Raw genomic sequence first — 17885 nt, 5'->3', positions numbered from 1 at the left:
ACTGCCCTGCGCGGCCCATGTGGGAGCCGGCTTGCCGGCGATGGGCTGCACAGCAGCCCCAGGTTCGTCAGGCCGTGGCGCTGACCATCCCGCCCGCACTGCTGCCGCCCTCTTGCTGCAACAGCTCCAGCAACTGTGCCGTTGCAGCCATGATCTGCCCGTTAATGGTGGCAATGCTCGCCTGCTTGGCACCCACCGCCGCCGCCTTGGCAGCCTCGTCCATCTTGCTGTTCTGCAACGCAGCCAACTGCTTCTGCTCCTCGGCCAGTTGCTTCTGCAGATCCTTGATCAGTTGACGCAGCTCGGTCACCGCCTGCGACTCGCCACTGTCTTCATTGTCTGTAGATTGCGCCTGGCCACCCGCTGAGACCTTCATGCTGTCACTGCTGATACTCAACGGGCCCAGTGCCTCACCGGCCTGCTTTGCCTGTTCGCGTTCAGTAGCTGCGTTCGCGCTCAGCGTCTGCGCTGAAACGCCATTGATCATCAGGTTGCTTGCCGTAATGCCGCTCATGTCGATTCCCTGCCAGAAAGATGGGTCCTTGCCTTGACCACCCTATCGGCCGCCTTACGCAGTTCTTTAGCCTGCTTAAATTCCCCCTCGGCTGGCTCGTTCCCACTCATGTACTAGCGCAGGAGCCGGAGCCCCGGCGGGCGTCCAAATTCGACCATTCAGGGAATCGCAGCCATGAGCCAGCCCTCACAGCGGGAAACCACCAAAGATCTGATCGGCGTGGGCTTCGGCCCTTCCAACCTGGCCCTGGCCATTGCCCTGGAAGAACTTGCCGAGTCCCAAGGCCACGCCCTCGACGCGCTGTTCATCGACAAGCAGCAGGACTACCGCTGGCACGGCGAAACCCTGGCCACCCAGAGCGAGCTGCAGATCTCGTTCCTCAAGGACCTGGTGTCGCTGCGCAACCCCACCAGCCCTTACAGCTTCGTCAACTACCTGCACCAGAAGCAGCGCCTGGCCGACTTCATCAACCTCGGCACGTTCTACCCCTGCCGCCTCGAGTACAATGACTACCTGCGCTGGGCCGCCGAGCATTTTGCCACCCAGGCGGCATACGGGGAGGAGGTGCTGCGCATCGAGCCGGAGGTGCAGGCGGGGCGGGTCGAGCACCTGCGCCTGGTCTCGCGCGATGCCCAAGGCCGCGAATACAGCCGCCGCACCCGCTCGGTGGTGGTCGGCAGCGGCGGCACGCCGAAAATCCCGGAAAAGTTCGGCGCCTTCAAGGACGACCCGCGGGTATTCCATCACTCCCAGTACCTGAGCAGCCTGAACAAGCTGCCGTGCACCGCCGGCAAGCCGATGCGCATTGCCGTGATCGGTTCGGGCCAGAGCGCCGCCGAGGCGTTCATCGACCTCAACGACAGCTACCCGTCGGTCAAGGTCGACATGATTTTGCGCGGTTCGGCCCTCAAGCCTGCCGACGACAGCCCGTTCGTCAACGAGATCTTCTCACCGGACTACACCGACCTGGTCTACAACGAACCGGCCGACCAGCGCAGCAAGCTGCTGGGCGAATACCACAACACCAACTATTCGGTAGTCGACCTCAACCTGATCGAACGCATTTACGGCATCCTCTACCGGCAGAAGGTCGCCCACCAGTACCGTCACAACGTATTGTGCCGGCGCCAGGTAGAAGCCGTGGTGGCCACTCGCGAAGGCCTGGAGCTGACCCTTTGCGACCTTGCAACCGGCCAGCAGCAAACCCATCGCTACGACGCAGTGATCCTCGCCACCGGCTACGAACGTCGCTCGCACCGCGACTTGCTGGCCCCCCTGGCCGGTTACCTGGACGATTTCAGCGTCGACCGCAACTACCGCATGCTGGCCAGCCCCGATCTGCAGGCCTCGGTGTACCTGCAGGGTTTCTGCGAAAACAGCCACGGCCTGAGCGACACCCTGCTCTCGGTGCTACCGGCACGCGCCGCGGAAATTGGCCGCGCGCTGTACCAGGACCTCGCCCAGCTGCACGGCAAGCCGCAACCGGCAGTAGCCCTGACCCGCGCCTGATCCCTCCTGCCCATGCCTAGCAGGCCGGCCTTGGCCTGAATCGATTGGGGCCGCTGTGCGGCCCATCGCCGGCAAGCCGGGCTCCCACAGGGACAGCACAGACCTCAAGGTTGCGTATTACCTGTGGGAGCCCGGCTTGCCGGCGATGGGCTGCGCAGCAGCCCCCCAATGCCCCTGACGCACAGGTTGGCCCTTGCCCAAGCCCTTGAAACATTTGCTTGCACTTAAAACGGCAGGTTTTTGATTCTCATTCGTCCTTATCAATACAGCCCCTCTTTGGCTGGGCACACGCTCGACACCCCAATGCAGAAGACCGTCAGATGGCCAAATCACCGAAAAAATCCAAATCCAGGCTGTGGTTCCTGGTTCACAGCTGGCTCGCCTTGCCGATCTGGTTCTTTGTCCTGATCGTCTGCTTCACCGGCATGCTCGCCGTGGTCAGCCAGGAAATCGTCTGGCTGGCCGACCCGGCCGTGCGCGCCAACAAGCCCGACGCCGACGCCGAACGCCTGAGCTTCCAGCAGGTACTGGAGGCCCTGCACAAAGCCGAGCCGGACATGGTGGTGGAGCGGCTCAACCAGCCCGACGGTTCGCACTTCGCAGTCAAAGCCAATGTCACCCTGCCTGACGGCACCAGCCCGACGCTGTATGTAAACCCCTATACCGGGGCCATCCAGGGCAAGACCCCGGACTTCAACTTCGAAGCCTTCACCCGCGCCCTGCATGGCTGGTGGCTGGTGCCGTTCACAAATGGTTTCAGCTGGGGCTGGTACCTGGTCTCGCTGCTCGGCCTGCCCATGCTGGCTTCGCTGGTCACCGGCCTGGTGGTGTACAAGAAGTTCTGGAAGGGCTTTTTCAAGCCGGTGCGCACCGGCCACGGTTCGCGGATTTTCTGGGGCGACCTGCACCGCCTGGCCGGGGTCTGGTCGATCTGGTTCATTGCAGTCATTTCCATCACCGGCACCTGGTTCCTGATCCAGGCGATCCTCGCGGACAACCACATCACCATTTCCAGCCGGCCCATCGTGCCTGTGATCGCCCGTGAGGATGTACCGCAAACCCCGAATGGCAGCCCGGCAGCGCGCATCGACCTGGATGAAGCAGCCCGCATCGCCGGCCTGGCGGTCCCGGGGCTGGAGATCAACTTCATCTCGCTGCCAGCCACCGCCTACAGCCATATCACCCTGGCGGGGCCAGGCTGGTATCCGCTGATGTTCCAGAGCGCCTCGGTGAACCCGTACACGCGTAACGTCGACAGCCAGTTCCTGATCAGCGACCGCTCCGCCCTGGAGTTCGTCACCGAGTCCATGCGCCCGCTGCACACCGGCGATTTCGGCGGCCTGCCGATCAAGCTGGTGTGGTTCTTCTTCGGCCTGGTCCTCACCCTGATGGTGTTCAGCGGCTTGCTGATCTGGACCAAACGCACCGCCCAGGCCACCGCCGCCGCCCTCAAGCGCAGTGAGCGTGCGCCGCGCAGGACGCGCAATGAAACCCCCGTGGAGATCCGCCCATGAGCCAGGTCCAAGCCGTGCCCGCCAGCCCGCTCAAGCAACGATGGCTGAAGTGGCGTTTTCACCTGAACATCCTGCTGATCCTAATCCCGCTGGGCTTCATGCCCAAGTACTTCGCCGACGCCAGGCTGTTTCGCGGCGAAGCGGGGCTTGGCGCCAACGTGATCAACGACATCCAGGTCGGCCCCTACACCCTGGACCTGGCCGAAATGCGTGACGAGCCCCCCCGCGCCGACGGCCCGGCCGGCCATTTCAAGATTTTCAATGCATCGCTGTGCAAGGCCTGCGTCAACGGCGTCAAGGCGGCCTACCTGCGCATCGGCAAACCGCGCAGCCTGCGCGCCGCCGGCACGATTTTCTTCGGTGCGCCGTACAACATGGGCACTTCGTTGCCGATCCCGCCACGCACCAGGCCAGACGCGCAGGTCTGGATCACCCTGGAAGGCTGGGACGGCAGCATGCACCAGGCGTCGGTCCCCCTGGCCAAGGCATCGCCAGCCACCGTGGCCTGGCTCGAAAAACAAGGAGGCAAGAAATGAAACACCTGATGCGCACCTTCGCCCTGCCCTTGCTGGTGCTGGTCGCCGGCCCGGCCCTGGCGCACAACCCGATGTGCGAATGCGAAGAATTGCCTGGTGGCCAGGTCAAGTGCACCGGTGGCTTCTCGGACGGCAGCGGTGCCCCCGGGGTAACCCTCGATGTGATCGGCTACGACGAACAGGTGCTGGTCGGCGGCAAGCTCGGAGATGACTCGACCCTGACCTTCAAGCGACCGGACGGCGAATTCTATGTGCTGTTCGATGCCGGCCCCGGGCACGTGGTGGAAGTCGACTACGCCGATATCGCCCAGCCATGAGCCGCGCCCAAGTGATTCGCCCGGCCGGTGCTGGGCACGAAACCCTCTACGTGCTGCTGGTCAGCCTGCTGATCGTGGTGCTCGCCAGCAGCGTGGTGCTGCTGCGCGGCGAACGCAAGGATGAACAGACCATCGCCAGCCACCAGATCGATGCCCGTCGCGACCTCACCGCCGCCGAGCAAGGCCTGTACACCGACCTGCGGGTGGCCTTCGACGAAATCCAGTTGCTGCGTGAGGAAAACGCCGCCGTGCCAAGCGTGCAGGCACTGGCCGAGGAAGGCCTGCCGCCGTTTGTGGACGATGTCGGCAGCCAGAGCCGCGGCAGCCACCAATGGTCATGGCTGGAACCCGGAGCCTACCTCGGCCGCAGCCAGGCCCCGGCAGTGGCCGGCAGCCTGCTGCTGATCCTGCCGGCCGACAGCACCGGCCAGGCCGATGTCTGGCTGCGCCGCGACAGCGCCGCCGTGCCCCCGGACGACCTTGGCCAGGCCGCCCTGATCGCCGCCGGCTGGCAGCAGGTGGTCAGCCATTACGACGCTGGGGTCACCCGCGAACACCGTCACTGAAGCCAAGGAATCCCCCATGCTCCGCTCCGCCCTCACCCTGCTCCTGGCCCTTGCCCTGCCGGCACTGGCCCTGGCCGATAACGGCAAGCCCCTGCGTATCGGCATTACCTTGCACCCGTACTACAGCTACGTGAGCAACATCGTCGGCGACAAGGCCGAAGTGGTGCCGCTGATTCCGGCAGGGTTCAACCCCCACGCCTACGAGCCACGGGCCGAGGACATCAAGCGCATCGGCACCTTGGACGTGGTGGTACTCAACGGCGTCGGCCATGACGATTTCGCCGACCGCATGATCGCCGCCAGTGAAAAGCCCGGCATCAACACCATTGAGGCCAACCAGAACGTACCGTTGCTGGCGGCCACCGGCATTGCCGCCCGTGGCGCCGGCAAGGTGGTCAACCCGCACACCTTCCTGTCGATCAGCACCACCATTGCCCAGGTCAACAATATCGCCCGCGAGCTGGGCAAGCTCGACCCGGACAACGCCAGGCTGTACACGCAAAACGCCCGCGCCTATGCCAAGCGCCTGCGCACCCTGCGTGCCGACGCACTGGCCAAGGTCACCGAAGCGCCCAGCGCCACCTTCCGGGTCGCCACCATCCATGCCGCCTACGACTATCTGGTGCGCGACTTCGGCCTGGAGGTGACCGCGGTGGTCGAGCCAGCCCATGGTATCGAACCCAGCCCGGCCCAGCTGAAGAAGACCATCGACCAGCTCAAGGCGCTGGACGTGCGGGTGATCTTCTCGGAAATGGACTTCCCGTCGGCCTATGTCGAAACCATCCAGCGTGAATCCGGCGTGCGCCTGTACCCGCTTACGCACATTTCCTACGGCGAATACACCAAGGACAAGTACGAAGTTGAGATGAAGCGCAACCTTGACACCGTGGTCCGCGCCATCCAGGAGAACCGCGCATGACCGCCGCCGCCAACCTGGTGACAGCCTGCGGGCCGCGCATCGAGTTCGCCGACATCGACCTGACCCTGGGCCGCACCCGCATCCTCGAACAGGTCAGCTTCAACGTCGCCGCCGGCAGCGTGCATGCCATCGTCGGCCCCAACGGCGGCGGCAAGAGTTCGCTGATCAAGACCCTGCTCGGGCAGATGCCGCACCAGGGCCAGCTGGCCCTGCACTGGCCCGGCGAACGCGAAGTGATAGGCTATGTGCCGCAGGCGCTGGAGTTCGACCGTGGCCTGCCGATGACCGTGGACGACTTCATGGCTGCCATGTGCCAGCGCCGCCCCGCCTTTCTTGGCCTGTCGCGCCGCGTGCAGCCTGCCATCGACGCGGCCCTGGCGCGGGTCGGCATGCTCGACAAGCGCAAACGGCGCATGGGCGCGCTGTCCGGTGGCGAACGCCAACGGGTGCTGCTGGCCCAGGGCCTGATCCCCGAGCCGCAACTGCTGGTGCTGGACGAACCGATGTCGGCCCTGGACGAAGCCGGCATCCAGGTGTTCGAACAACTGCTGCAGGGCTGGCGCCAGGCCGGCACCACCGTGCTGTGGATCGAACACGACCTGGCGGCCGTGATGCGCCTGGCCGACAGGGTTACCGGCCTGAGCCGCCAGGTGCTGTTCGACGCCCCGCCCGCCCAGGCCCTTACCCCGCAGCGCCTGCTCGGCCTGTTTTCCGTTCACCCGCGTAACGAGAGCCTTGCCTGATGAGTTTTGAAATCTTTCGGCAAACGGTCCAGGACTGGGCCTCTGCCGGCTACCTGCCCGAGGCCCTGGGTTACGGCTTCGTGGTCAACGCTTTGCTGGCCGGTTTGATGATCGGCCCGGTACTCGGCGGCCTGGGTACCCTCGTGGTGGTCAAGCGCTTCGCCTTCTTTTCGGAGGCGGTCGGGCATGCCGCGCTGACCGGCGTGGCCATCGGTATCCTGCTGGGCGAGCCCTACACCGGCCCCTACGGCAGCCTGTTCGGCTACTGCCTGCTGTTCGGCATCTTGCTCAACTTCCTGCGCAACCGCACCGGGCTGTCGCCGGACACGCTGATTGGTGTGTTCCTGTCGGTGTCGCTGGCGCTGGGCGCCAGCCTGCTGCTAATGCTGGCCGGCAAGATCAACGTGCACATCCTCGAGAACGTGCTGTTCGGCTCGGTGCTGACCGTGAGCGGCCAGGACCTGATGGTACTGGGCATCGTCGCGGTGCTGGTGCTGGCGCTGGCCGTGCCGCTGTACAACCGCATCATGCTGGCCAGCTTCAACCCGCAACTGGCGGCCGTGCGCGGGGTGGCCGTTAAAACCCTGGACTACCTGTTCGTGGTGCTGGTGACCCTGGTGACCGTGGCCTCGGTGAAGGTGATAGGGGCAATCCTGGTCGGGGCGCTACTGGTGATTCCCGCTGCCGCCGCACGCCTGGTCAGCCAGTCGCTAAGGGGGTTTTTCTTTCTGTCGGTGCTGATCGCCACGCTGAGCACGCTGCTCGGTATCCTGCTGCCGATCGTTTTCGACCTGCCGGTGCCATCCGGCGCCGCGATCATTCTGGTGGCCGGCATCTGCTTCGCCCTGGCGGCACTAGCCCGTGCCCTCGTTCCCCGCCTGCAAGGAAACCCGGCATGAACCTGAAACGCCTTACCCTGGTGCTGGCCCTGGCCGGCCTGCCGTCGCTGTCTTTCGCCACACAAGTGCTGACCACCCTGCCAGTCACTCACAGCCTGGCCAGTGCGCTGCTCGAGGGCACCGCGGTACAGCTCACCCGTGCAGTGCCCGCCAACCTGCCGGCCAGCCGCCAGCCGTCCTATTTCAGTGGGCGCGGTGGCGCCAGCCTGAGCAAGGCCGCGCTGCAGGCCGATGCGGTGATCGGCGTGCGCTCGATCTGGCGTGACGACCCGCTGTACCCGATGGCCCGGCGCAGCAATATCCGGATCGTCGAGATCGACGCCGCACGGCCGGTGGATGGCGCACTGCCGGGTATTGCGCTGAACGGCGACGAGGCCTACGACGCCTACCCCTGGCTCAACCCGACCAACTTCGGGCGCATGGCCGACGTGGTAGCCAATGACCTGGAGCGCCTGGCGCCGGACGACAAGGCGAAGATCCAGGGCAACCTGGCGGGGCTAAAGCGCCAGTTGCTGGAGCTTTCGGCCAGCAGCCAGACACGATTGGCAAAGGTCGACAACCTGACCGTGGTGAGCCTGTCGGAGCGGCTGGGTTATCTGGCCAGTGGGTTGAACCTGGACGTGGTCGAGCAACCGTTGCCGGCCGAGTGGGATGCGGCTGCGCTGAAGGCGCTGGGGGACAACCTGCAAGCGCAGGATGTGGCGCTGGTGCTGCACCATCGTCAGCCAGAGGCGGCAGTTGTTGAGGTGATAAAGGCAGCAGGGGCGAAGCTGGTGGTGCTGGAAAGTGACCCTGAGGATGCGTTTGCCGGGTTGAAGGCCAGTGTGGATCAGGTGGTTGGGGCATTGGGCGAAAGCTGATGCCCCACGGGCCGGCGCCATCTCTGTAGGAGCGGCCTTGTGTCGCGATGGGCTGCGCAGCAGCCCCAGGGGTTCAGCGGTGAAGCATGATCCTGGGGCTGCTGCGCAGCCCATCGCGACACAAGGCCGCTCCTACACAGGGATCGCGCTCGCCAGCCAGGCCACCGTTAACGCTTCATGCACCGCTGATAACGCTCATCCACCCGCCCGGCAAACCACGCCGTGGTCAGCTTGCGGGTGATCTTTGGGCTTTTCAGCTGGATTCCCGGCAGCACCGCCCGTGGCACCGGCTTGCCGGCCGCGGCATCGGCCAGGGCGAACACCCCGCTGTACAGCTTGCTGTCCTCGAAGGCCAAGCTGTCACCCTCCTCCAGCTGGCTGCGGATCTGCGGGTTGCGCAGGCCCAGCTTCGTTCCCAGTTTGCGTGCCGCCTTTTCAGTTGCCCCGGGCATGATCGACCCCGGCGCCACCAGGTCGCCATCCAGCGCAAGTGTCACCCCCGTGACCTTGCTCAGCGCCGCCTGGAATGCCGCATTGCGGCTGGCGTACCAGCCCGCGTTGAAATCGGCAAAGCGGTACAGCTGGCGATCGTAGTTGGTCGAATAGCCTAACAAGTGGGCGATACCGAAATACATGCCGCCGCGCCGGGTGAACACTTCCTGGCGAATACTGCCATCGTGGCTGTAGGGATAATCCCGCGCATGCTTTTCGGCAAAGTCGATGCTGACCTGCATCGGCCCGCCGGTATGCACCGGGTTCAGCCCGCCCAGCAAGGTCTTGCCCAGCGGCACGCGAGCGATGACTTCGTCATACAGTTCGCTCAACTGCTTCTCGCTGCGCACCGCCTGCAAGCGCTGCTGGTAGCTCTTGCCATTACCCGACGGCGTCTTCAGAGCACCATCAACCAGCAGCTTGGGGATGTGCAGGCGCGCGGCGCGGCGGTCGATTTCCTCCCGGGCGATACGCCCCAGGTTAGGCACCTGCGGGTCGGCATTGAAGGTCGATTCCTGCTCGGTCACTGCCAGCACCGCGCACAGGTTGCTCTTGCCGGGGGCAATACGCTGGGCCTCGAACGCCACCTGAATGTCCCGGGCCCAGCCCTCGCGGTCCTTGGCCTGGGCGGGTAACAGCCGCAGCAGTTGGGCGCGGACCTTGGCCGGGTCCGCCTCGGGTGCTTCCTCGCGGCGCCCGGCGCAGCCTTGCAGCAGCGCCAGAGCCATCAACCCGGCAGCCAGTAACCGGCCGTTCAGGGCTGTTCACCGACCAGGTAGGTCTTGCTGATGTGGCGGAACAGCGGGTGGCCGGCACTGCCCATGAGCTCGAACAAGACCATTTCGCGGGTCACCACCTGCGCCCCCGCGGCCCGCATGCGCGCCAGCCCTGCGGCCTTGCTCGCCGGGGTTCGGCTGTCGCATGCATCCTCGACCACGAACACCTGCTTGCCCAGCGCCAGCAGGCCGAGCACGGTCTGCAGCACACAGACATGGGTTTCCATGCCACAGACAATCACTTGCTCACGCGCCATCAAACGCGCTGGCAGGCACTCGGCCGCCACGCAGGAAAAATGGCTTTTCTCCACCACCTCGGCGGCCGGCGCTGCGGCCAGCAGCTCGGCCAGGGTATGGCCCAGGCCTTTGGGGTACTGCTCGGAAATTACCGTCGGCAGTTCCAGTTCGTTCGTCGCCGCCAGCAACCAGCGGGCCCGCGCACGGGTGCCTTCAGGGTCGCTCATGGCGCCGATGAGTTTTTCCTGGATGTCGACGACCAACAGCGTGGCCTTGTGGGGATCGATCAGCATTGTCTGCCTCTTGCCTGGAAAAAGGCCTAGCCTCCACCAGGCAAGCGGTGACGTCAATCAGGCGGACAGCCGAAGCGGTTGCAGCGACGCGGTCAGCGCAGCGAGCACCCGGTCCTCATGCTCGTGGATGAAGAAGTGGCCACCGGGAAACATCTGCAGCGAGAACGCCCCGTGGGTTTCCTTGCGCCAGGCTTGCAGTTGCTCGTCGCTGGCGCGGTCCTGCATGCCGCCCAACACGTGCAGCGGGCACTGCAACGCCGGCCGCTGGCGGTAGGCGTAGGTGCCACAGAGCAGGAAGTCGGCGCGCAGGGTAGGCAAGGTCAGGCTCATCAGCTCGGCGTTGGCCAGCACTTCCTCGGGGGTTCCCTGCAGCTCGCGCAACTCGCCGATCAACTCGGCGTCGCTCTTGGGCTCGCGCCAGTTCTTGCCGTCGTAGTCCTCACGGCGGGTTGGCGCTGCGGTGCCGCAGGCGAACAGGGCCAGTGGTGGCGGGCAGCCCAGCGCTTGCAGCTCGTGGGCCAGCTCGAAGGCCAGCAACGCGCCCAGGCTATGGCCGAGCAGCGCGTAGGGGGTGCTGGCCGCCAGGCGCTGTTCGGTGGCCAGTTGCCGGGCCAGGGCCTGCATGTCGGTGTGCAATGGCTCGGCCATGCGCGCGCCACGCCCGGGCAGTTCCACCGGGCGTATCTGAAGCCACGCTGGCAGTTTGCGCCGCCAGCGGCTGTAGACCATGGCACTAGCCCCGGAATAGGGCAGGCACAGCAGGTTCAACGCAGTCACTGGGCGGCGGCTTCGGCCATTTTCTGGCGCAGGCTCAGCGGGCGCATGTCGGTCCAGACCTCGTCGATGTAGGCCAGGCATTCCTTCTTCAGGCCGCTCTTGCCTACGGCACGCCAGCCGTTGGGGATGGCTTTGTAATCGGGCCAGATCGAGTATTGCTCTTCATGGTTGACCACTACCTGGAACTGGATATCGTCGCGGTCGAAAACGGAAGTCATTGCCTGTCTCCTTGAGTGATGGATTCAAGGTAGACGTAGCGTGCGGCGAAAAAATTAGTGGGGCTGACGCGGCCCGTGCAGGAGCGCGCCGGGCAGGTATTCAGGTATCCCGCAACAGGTCATGGGTATCGAGCAACCGGAAAGCCACCTGCGGGTTGCGCTCCAGCCCGCGACGGATCGCCGCCGGGATCGACTGCCGGGTCTTGCGACACAGCCCGGGCTGGTCGTCCAGTTCGATGACGATGCCGCGCATGGTCCGTACTTCATTGAAGCCAGGGGCGATATGCACGCGAATACCCAGGTTTTCGTACATCCGTTGCTGCAGGCGCTGCAGGTCTTCCAGGTCCTTGAGGTTTTCCAGGCGTTCGAGCAGGCGCTTTTCTTCCTGGCGGGTCAGCAGGAGGATGCGCCGGGCTGCCTGCGGGTGGTCGGCCAGGTGTTCGCGGCCACAGTCGCAGGCGCCAGGAGGGCAAGGTTGGCGCAAAGGGAGTGGTGTGCTCATGGTGCAAGCATAGCCTGTACCGAAGCTCAGAGCTGCGCCAACCGCTCGCGCAGGAAGTTCACAAACCCCTGTACCGGCCGCGCCACCTGCCGGTGCTGCGGGTACACCGCCGACAACTGCAGCGCCGGCGGCCGCCACTCGTCCAGCACTGTCACCAGCCGCCCATCCGCCAGCGCCTGCCCTACGATGAAGGTTGGCAGATAAGTCACCCCCATCCCGGCAATCGCTGCATCCCTTAGCAGCTCGCCATTGTTCGCGCGCATGCGCCCGGTCACCTGGAGCGCCTGGGCCTTGCCGCCCTGACTGAACTGCCACTGTACCTGCCGTGAATGCCCATAGGGCAGGCAGTCATGCCCGGCCAACTGCTCCGGCCTGGCCGGCACGCCCCGCGCTTGCAGATACACCGGGCTCGCGCAATACACCCGCTCGACACTGGCAATGCGCCGCGCAATCAGGCTGGAATCCTCCAGCGCACCAATCCTTAGCGCCAGGTCATAGCCCTCGCCGATCAAGTCCACGGCGCGGTCGCTCAAGTCCACTTCCACATCCACCTGCGGGTGCAACTGCAGAAACTCGGTCAGCAGGCAGCCCAGGTGCGCCATGGCGAACGACAGCGGCGCACTCAGGCGCAAGGTGCCGCGCAAGGCCTGAGCCTGGCCGCTGATGTCGTGCTCCACCTGCTGCACTTCGCCGAGCAGGCGCAGCGCCGACTGGTAGTAGTGCTGGCCCAAGCGGCGTGGCGTCCAGGCGCCGGGTGGAGCGGTTGAGCAGGCGCACACCCAGGCGCTCCTCGAGCTGCATCAGGCGCCGGCTGACCGATTGCTTGGACATGCCCAGGCGGTCGGCAGCGGCAGTGAAACTGCCGGCCTCCATCACCTGGGCAAAGATACGCATGTCTTCGTAAGGGTTCATTGTCTTGCTCAAAGTGACAGTCAAACGCTTTATAGCGGCTTTTTCCCGCCGATGCATCTCCCTAATCTACGCACAGGTCGCAGCGATGGCCCAGCAGGCCAGGCAAGACGCCCATTACCAACACTTGCATGGAAAAGGATTCGCTCATGAACATTGTCCACAAAACCCTTACCGCTTCCCTTCTGGCCCTGTCTGTTTCCAGCGCCTTCGCCGCAGGTAGCCCAGGTGTCGAGCAACATACCCAGGCCTTCCTCGAAGCCCTGGAGCAAGGCGGCGGCAAGCCACTGGAACAACTCAGCCCGGAAGATGCCCGCGCAGTACTGACTGGCGCCCAGGCTTCGGTCAAGGTCGGCCTCTCCGGTATCGAGGTAAAGGCACGCACCATCCAGGCCAACGGCGAATCGATCAAACTGCAAATAGTGCGCCCGGCCCACACGCAGGGTGACCTGCCGGTGTTCATGTTCTTCCACGGCGGCGGCTGGGTGCTCGGCGACTTCCCGACCCACCAGCGGCTGATCCGCGACCTGGTGGTTGGCTCTGGCGCAGTGGCCGTCTATGTCGACTACACCCCGTCGCCGGAAGCGCACTACCCGACAGCGATCAACCAGGCCTACGCCGCCACCCGCTGGGTGGCCGAACATGGCAAGGAAATTGGCGTGGACGGCAAGCGCCTGGCCGTGGCCGGCAACAGTGTCGGCGGCAACATGGCGGCAGTAGTGGCCTTGAAAGCCAAAGAGGCCGGCACCCCGGCCCTGCGCTTCCAGTTGCTGCTGTGGCCGGTGACCGATGCCAGCTTCGAAACTGCGTCGTACAAACAGTTTGCCGAGGGGCACTTCCTGACCACCGGGATGATGAAGTGGTTCTGGGACAACTACACCACTGATACCAGTGCCCGTGCACAGATCTACGCCTCGCCGCTGCGCGCCAGCACTGAACAGCTAAAAGGCTTGCCGCCGGCGCTGGTGCAGACGGCGGAGTTCGATGTACTGCGGGATGAGGGTGAAGCGTATGCCCGCAAGCTGGATGCTGCTGGCGTGACGGTTACCTCGGTGCGGTACAACGGGATGATTCATGACTATGGGCTGCTCAACCCGTTGAGCCAGGTGCCGGCTGTAAAGGCGGCAATGCGTCAGGCGGGCACCGAACTTAAAGTGCATCTCCAGTAAGCCAATGAATAGAAGACCCGCCTAGGCGGGTCTTTTGCTGCTATTGCGGAAATGGCCCGCAGGCTTCTATGAATCTGCCATCGGTGCGGCTATCGATGGCACCGTCCGCCCCGATGTAGATATGGACCCTCGGCCACTTGGGTTTGACCCGAATGCAGTGCCACTTTCCACGGTTGTTCCAATCAAGCTGCATGAAAAACTGGTCGTTCGGGAAGATATGCCCGGCGCCGCCGGTGGTTTCACCTGGGTAAATCTCGCCTTTTGCAATGTTATCTTGAACATTCAAGATATAGCCAAGACGCCCCTGCCCCTTGTCAGAAAAATGAAAACTCACGCGCGGTATGGCAACATACCAAAAGACGATTGGGCTGAACATAATCGCGACCACCCAGCGCCAGCAATGCCGTTTCGGTTTATTAGCAGAGATGGTCACGTACGCTACCTCCCCAGCTTGACAATGACACTGCTAGTACCTCATCCATAAGCACCTTTGCCGTAATCCCACCGTCTGGTTGCTGCTTGTGCAATTTGATACCAATACTGATTGAGACACGATCGCCTATATCATCCCAAGCACGCATCCCGTCGATGTCTGCGTAGCGACGAGGCCCATCTTGTTCATCCCAATCATCAATCTTCCGAATGGTGTCTGATGCAATCTGCTCAAGCCCGGCACCGTCCAGAAGAGCGCTTTCAGACAGACCACCAGCCCGCCCTACGTAGCCGTAGTGGATGTTCGACCATATGTCGTAGTAGTAGTCAACTTCACCTTGTTTGTGCCAAGTCCCACCGAATTGTTGCCTGATGACCTTCTTATGGTCCCATGGTCTGTTCTGACCAACCCGCTCTGCCCAAAGCGCCATCGCAGCAGCAGTATTACCCACCATCATTGCTTGAAAGTCAGGCGGTAAAAGACGTGCATACCAAGGAAGCTTTTTAAATTTTGCATGTTCCTCTGTCGCGTTAAAGCTGGTGAGCCTCTTCATTTTCAGTACGGATGGATGTGTGATGTTGCGGTTCATTTCTCCGGCGATATATCTGGCCACTTGCTCCATCATGTCGGGATCTTCGCAGATCACAGGCTGCGGCTTCTTTTCTGCTAGCGAAGCTTTTATGGGTGAAGTGGAGTCGGCTTGACCTGATGTTGCCGCCTGGCTTACCTGCTGTGCCGCCGAGGGGCTTGCCGCTAAGCCAGGTCTTCCCATGGCCACGACACGGTTACTGCCCTCTGGACAGTCACACTTGACCATAGCCCCATCTACCACGGCTGGTTTGCCTTCGATTTTGAAGAAAGGCTGTCCTTCAACAATTACGCCGGGCTTCTTGCATGCCGGGCACTCTGTCGTGGCATCGCCTAGGCGCAGTGCACGCTGGTTGTTCCCCCGGTAGTGGGTATTGCTGGCTATGCAGACCGCCCCCGTGGTGGTGAGGTCGCCGTCGAATGCCTGTCCTTTGCCATTTATCGATATACGTGTCATGAGCAACTCCCTGTATGAAAACCCCGACGCTATCACCGGTAAAACGGACAGAGACCGAGCGGCGGAGAATTCAGAATTGCCCTACAAAGACCCGATCTACTGTCACTTATCTAGAGACAGTCTTTCCAGTAAGACACTGTTTTTTAAAGTTTTTGATGACAGTAAAATTATCTCCATAGACAGCACGGCAGCCCTAACGGCCCCGGCATTCAATGAGATTCACCATGCTCACCGTCCGTAACGCCCAAGACCGCGGCCTGGCCTTCCATGGCTGGCTGAAATCCTTCCACACCTTCTCCTTCGGCCACTACCGCAACCCGGACGAGCAAGGTTTCTCCGACCTGCTGGTGATCAATGACGACCGCGTCATCCCTGGCAAGGGCTTCGGCCAGCACCCGCACCGTGACATGGAGATTTTCTCCTACGTGCTGGAAGGTGCGCTGGAGCACAAGGACACGCTAGGTACCGGCTCGGTGATCCGCCCCGGCGACGTGCAACTGATGAGCGCCGGCCATGGCGTCGCGCATAGTGAGTTCAACCACAGCCAGGTGCAGCCGGTGCATTTTCTGCAGATCTGGATCGTGCCGGACGTGCAAGGCGCCACGCCGCGTTACCAGCAACAGCATTTCGGTGCCAAGGAAAAGCGCGGCAAGCTGCGCCTGATCATCTCGCCGGATGGCGCCGAAGGATCATTGCAGGTACGGCAGAACGCGCGGGTATATGCCGGCCTGTTCGACGGTGATGAACGCGCCAGCCTGACCCTGCCGGAAAACCGCCATGCCTATGTGCATGTGGCCCGGGGCAGTGTCGAGCTCAATGGGCAACGGCTGAATGAAGGGGATGGGGTGCGGGTAAGGCAGGAACAGCTGCTGGAGCTGGGCAACGGGGTGGAGGCCGAGGTGCTGGTGTTTGACCTGCGACCGCATGAATTGCCAGGTATGCCTTGAGTTTCTGCTTTGACAGTCATGGCCCTATCGCCGGCAAGCCAGCTCCCACTGGTACTGCACAGACTTCGGAAGCTGTGCAGTACCAGTGGGAGCTGGCTTGCCGGCGATAGGGCCATCTGCCCGAATTCAGGGCTCGAACCCTTCGACAATGATCACCTCAGCCTTCGCCACTCCCTGACGATGGCTGCAAGCCTCCTGGTACAGCGCAGACCGGTAACACGCCAGCGCCTGCTCGTACGATTCGAACTCGATCACCACGCTACGCTGAGGGGTAGGCCGCCCTTCCATCGCCTCGCTACGCCCGCCACGGGCCAGGAAACGGCCGCCAAAGGCCTTGAAGGCAGCCGGGGCGCGCTGGGTGTACTGCTGGTACTGCTCGGGGTCGGTCACGTCTACGTGGGCGATCCAGTAAGCCTTCATGCACTGCTCTCCTGTTACGACGATATTTGTGTATGATGGTATACCATAATAATCACCCCGCCACAGTGAGCGTGCAACATGGCTTTCAACACCATCGAAGAACTTCTCGAGGACTACCGGCAAGGCAAGATGGTCCTGCTGGTGGATGACGAGGACCGGGAAAACGAAGGCGACCTGCTGATCGCCGCCGAGCGTTGCGACGCCCAGGCCATCAACTTCATGGCCCGCGAAGCGCGCGGCTTGATCTGCCTGACCCTGACCGACGAACATTGCCAACGCCTGGGCCTGGAGCAGATGGTACCGGCCAACGGCAGCGTGTTCAGTACCGCCTTCACCGTGTCGATCGAGGCGGCCACGGGCGTTACCACCGGTATTTCCGCTGCCGACCGGGCGCGTACCGTAGCGGCGGCCATGGCCCCCGATGCTCGCCCCGAAGACCTGGTGCAACCCGGCCACATTTTCCCCCTGCGCGCCCGCGAAGGCGGCGTGCTGACCCGCGCCGGGCACACTGAAGCCGGTTGCGACCTGGCCCGCCTGGCCGGGTTTGCCCCGGCCTCGGTGATCGTCGAAGTGCTCAACGACGACGGCACCATGGCCCGCCGCCCGGACCTGGAAGTGTTCGCTACCCGGCATGGCATCAAGATCGGCACCATCGCCGACCTCATCCACTATCGCCTGAGCACCGAGCAGACCATCAAGCGCATCGGCGAACGCGAACTGCCGACCGTGCATGGCACCTTCCGCCTGGTCACCTACGAAGACCGCATCGAAGGTGGTGTGCACATGGCCATGGTCATGGGCGACATCCGCCGCGAGCAGCCTACCCTGGTGCGGGTGCACGTGATCGACCCGCTGCGCGATCTGGTCGGCGCCGAATACGCAGGCCCGGCCAACTGGACGCTATGGGCGGCGTTGCAGAGGGTGGCCGAGGAAGGCGCCGGCGTGGTGGTGATCCTCGCCAACCATGAATCCTCGCAGGCACTGCTGGAGCGCGTGCCGCAGCTGACCCAGCCGGTGCGGCCTTACCAGCGCGGGCAGTCGAAGGTGTACTCCGAGGTAGGCACCGGGGCGCAGATTCTGCAGGACCTGGGCGTGGGAAAACTGCGTCATTTGGGCCCGCCACTGAAATATGCGGGGCTGGCCGGGTATGAACTGGAGGTGGTGCAGAGCATCCCCTTCGAGCCCGGAATTGCAGGTTGATATACGGACCCTGTGGGAGCGGGCGAGCCCGCGAAGCAGACACCGCGGTGCACGGCACGGGCTTCGCCCGTGTTCGCGGGCTCGCCCGCT

Annotated in this window: 21 protein-coding genes and 1 pseudogene; 12 read left to right on the top strand and 10 right to left on the bottom strand. The window is 63.5% G+C overall.

Translation table 11 applies throughout. The features are described 5' to 3' along the window. Positions 1-67: 67 nt before the first annotated feature. Positions 68-514, bottom strand: a complete 447-nt coding sequence (locus QIY50_20815; GenBank protein ID WGV19743.1) for a hypothetical protein — start codon at positions 512-514, stop codon at positions 68-70. A gap of 174 nt (positions 515-688) precedes the next feature. Here QIY50_20815 and QIY50_20810 point away from each other — a divergent pair, with 174 nt between their 5' ends. The 9 genes from QIY50_20810 (at position 689) to QIY50_20770 (ending at position 8377) form a co-directional block, all read left to right on the top strand. Continuing rightward, the gene (locus QIY50_20810) at positions 689-2023 is read left to right on the top strand and encodes a SidA/IucD/PvdA family monooxygenase (GenBank protein ID WGV19742.1); all 1335 of its coding nucleotides are present in this window, start codon (positions 689-691) and stop codon (positions 2021-2023) included. A gap of 320 nt (positions 2024-2343) precedes the next feature. Continuing rightward, the gene (locus QIY50_20805; GenBank protein ID WGV19741.1) at positions 2344-3537 is read left to right on the top strand and encodes a PepSY domain-containing protein; all 1194 of its coding nucleotides are present in this window, start codon (positions 2344-2346) and stop codon (positions 3535-3537) included. Continuing rightward, entirely contained in the window at positions 3534-4073 is a 540-nt protein-coding gene (locus QIY50_20800; protein ID WGV19740.1) for a thiamine pyrophosphate-binding protein, read from the top strand. Before QIY50_20805 ends, QIY50_20800 begins: the two co-directional genes overlap by 4 nt. After that, on the top strand, positions 4070-4390 hold the full coding sequence (locus QIY50_20795; GenBank protein WGV19739.1) for a hypothetical protein: 321 nt from the start codon (positions 4070-4072) through the stop codon (positions 4388-4390). Before QIY50_20800 ends, QIY50_20795 begins: the two co-directional genes overlap by 4 nt. Then, the gene (locus QIY50_20790; protein WGV19738.1) at positions 4387-4956 is read left to right on the top strand and encodes a DUF6162 family protein; all 570 of its coding nucleotides are present in this window, start codon (positions 4387-4389) and stop codon (positions 4954-4956) included. The genes QIY50_20795 and QIY50_20790 overlap by 4 nt, the downstream gene beginning before the upstream one ends. Positions 4957-4972: 16 nt before the next feature. Next, positions 4973-5875 (top strand): metal ABC transporter substrate-binding protein, encoded by a 903-nt coding sequence (locus QIY50_20785; GenBank protein WGV19737.1) that lies wholly within the window; start codon positions 4973-4975, stop codon positions 5873-5875. Further along, positions 5872-6618 (top strand): metal ABC transporter ATP-binding protein, encoded by a 747-nt coding sequence (locus QIY50_20780; protein WGV19736.1) that lies wholly within the window; start codon positions 5872-5874, stop codon positions 6616-6618. Before QIY50_20785 ends, QIY50_20780 begins: the two co-directional genes overlap by 4 nt. Beyond that, positions 6618-7517, top strand: coding sequence for a metal ABC transporter permease (locus tag QIY50_20775; protein ID WGV19735.1), 900 nt, complete (start codon positions 6618-6620; stop codon positions 7515-7517). The genes QIY50_20780 and QIY50_20775 overlap by 1 nt, the downstream gene beginning before the upstream one ends. Next, entirely contained in the window at positions 7514-8377 is an 864-nt protein-coding gene (locus tag QIY50_20770; GenBank protein WGV19734.1) for a zinc ABC transporter substrate-binding protein, read from the top strand. Before QIY50_20775 ends, QIY50_20770 begins: the two co-directional genes overlap by 4 nt. Before the next feature lie 167 nt (positions 8378-8544). On the opposite strand, the gene QIY50_20765 is transcribed toward QIY50_20770, so the two are convergent. The 6 genes and pseudogenes from QIY50_20765 to QIY50_20740 form a co-directional block, all read right to left on the bottom strand. Continuing rightward, positions 8545-9597 (bottom strand): DUF1615 domain-containing protein, encoded by a 1053-nt coding sequence (locus tag QIY50_20765; protein ID WGV19733.1) that lies wholly within the window; start codon positions 9595-9597, stop codon positions 8545-8547. Between the two features lie 26 nt (positions 9598-9623). Next, complete coding sequence (locus QIY50_20760) at positions 9624-10175, bottom strand: hydrolase (protein WGV19732.1); 552 nt, start codon at positions 10173-10175, stop codon at positions 9624-9626. Positions 10176-10232: 57 nt separating this feature from the next. Continuing rightward, complete coding sequence (locus tag QIY50_20755) at positions 10233-10952, bottom strand: alpha/beta fold hydrolase (GenBank protein ID WGV19731.1); 720 nt, start codon at positions 10950-10952, stop codon at positions 10233-10235. Then, positions 10949-11170 carry an MbtH family protein gene (locus QIY50_20750; GenBank protein ID WGV19730.1) on the bottom strand — a complete coding sequence of 74 codons (222 nt, stop codon included), beginning with the start codon at positions 11168-11170 and terminating at the stop codon, positions 10949-10951. The genes QIY50_20755 and QIY50_20750 overlap by 4 nt, the downstream gene beginning before the upstream one ends. Before the next feature lie 100 nt (positions 11171-11270). After that, complete coding sequence (locus tag QIY50_20745) at positions 11271-11672, bottom strand: hypothetical protein (protein WGV19729.1); 402 nt, start codon at positions 11670-11672, stop codon at positions 11271-11273. A gap of 26 nt (positions 11673-11698) precedes the next feature. Beyond that, positions 11699-12584 (bottom strand): annotated as a pseudogene (locus QIY50_20740) (LysR family transcriptional regulator). Between the two features lie 146 nt (positions 12585-12730). Here QIY50_20740 and QIY50_20735 point away from each other — a divergent pair. Then, a complete protein-coding gene (locus QIY50_20735) occupies positions 12731-13750 on the top strand; it encodes an alpha/beta hydrolase (GenBank protein ID WGV19728.1) in 1020 nt (339 codons plus the stop codon). 40 nt (positions 13751-13790) lie between these two features. Here the strand turns inward: QIY50_20735 and QIY50_20730 are convergent, their stop codons facing one another. Next, the gene (locus QIY50_20730) at positions 13791-14183 is read right to left on the bottom strand and encodes a hypothetical protein (GenBank protein WGV19727.1); all 393 of its coding nucleotides are present in this window, start codon (positions 14181-14183) and stop codon (positions 13791-13793) included. Beyond that, positions 14167-15228 (bottom strand): polymorphic toxin type 44 domain-containing protein, encoded by a 1062-nt coding sequence (locus QIY50_20725; protein ID WGV19726.1) that lies wholly within the window; start codon positions 15226-15228, stop codon positions 14167-14169. Before QIY50_20725 ends, QIY50_20730 begins: the two co-directional genes overlap by 17 nt. A 224-nt stretch (positions 15229-15452) precedes the next feature. Here QIY50_20725 and QIY50_20720 point away from each other — a divergent pair, with 224 nt between their 5' ends. Further along, a complete protein-coding gene (locus tag QIY50_20720; GenBank protein WGV19725.1) occupies positions 15453-16175 on the top strand; it encodes a pirin family protein in 723 nt (240 codons plus the stop codon). A 126-nt stretch (positions 16176-16301) separates the two neighbouring features. Here the strand turns inward: QIY50_20720 and QIY50_20715 are convergent, their stop codons facing one another. After that, positions 16302-16595 carry a DUF1330 domain-containing protein gene (locus tag QIY50_20715; protein WGV19724.1) on the bottom strand — a complete coding sequence of 98 codons (294 nt, stop codon included), beginning with the start codon at positions 16593-16595 and terminating at the stop codon, positions 16302-16304. Between the two features lie 78 nt (positions 16596-16673). On the opposite strand from QIY50_20715, the gene ribBA reads away from it, so the two are divergent. Beyond that, a complete protein-coding gene (gene ribBA / locus QIY50_20710; GenBank protein ID WGV19723.1) occupies positions 16674-17795 on the top strand; it encodes a bifunctional 3,4-dihydroxy-2-butanone-4-phosphate synthase/GTP cyclohydrolase II in 1122 nt (373 codons plus the stop codon). The last annotated feature ends 90 nt before the right edge of the window (positions 17796-17885 follow it).

It is taken from the genome of Pseudomonas putida, from assembly GCA_029953615.1.
In the GTDB taxonomy this organism is placed as follows: Bacteria; Pseudomonadota; Gammaproteobacteria; order Pseudomonadales; family Pseudomonadaceae; genus Aquipseudomonas.
Note: the sequence above shows the minus strand (reverse complement) of the source record. Positions and strands in the feature narration are given on the sequence as shown.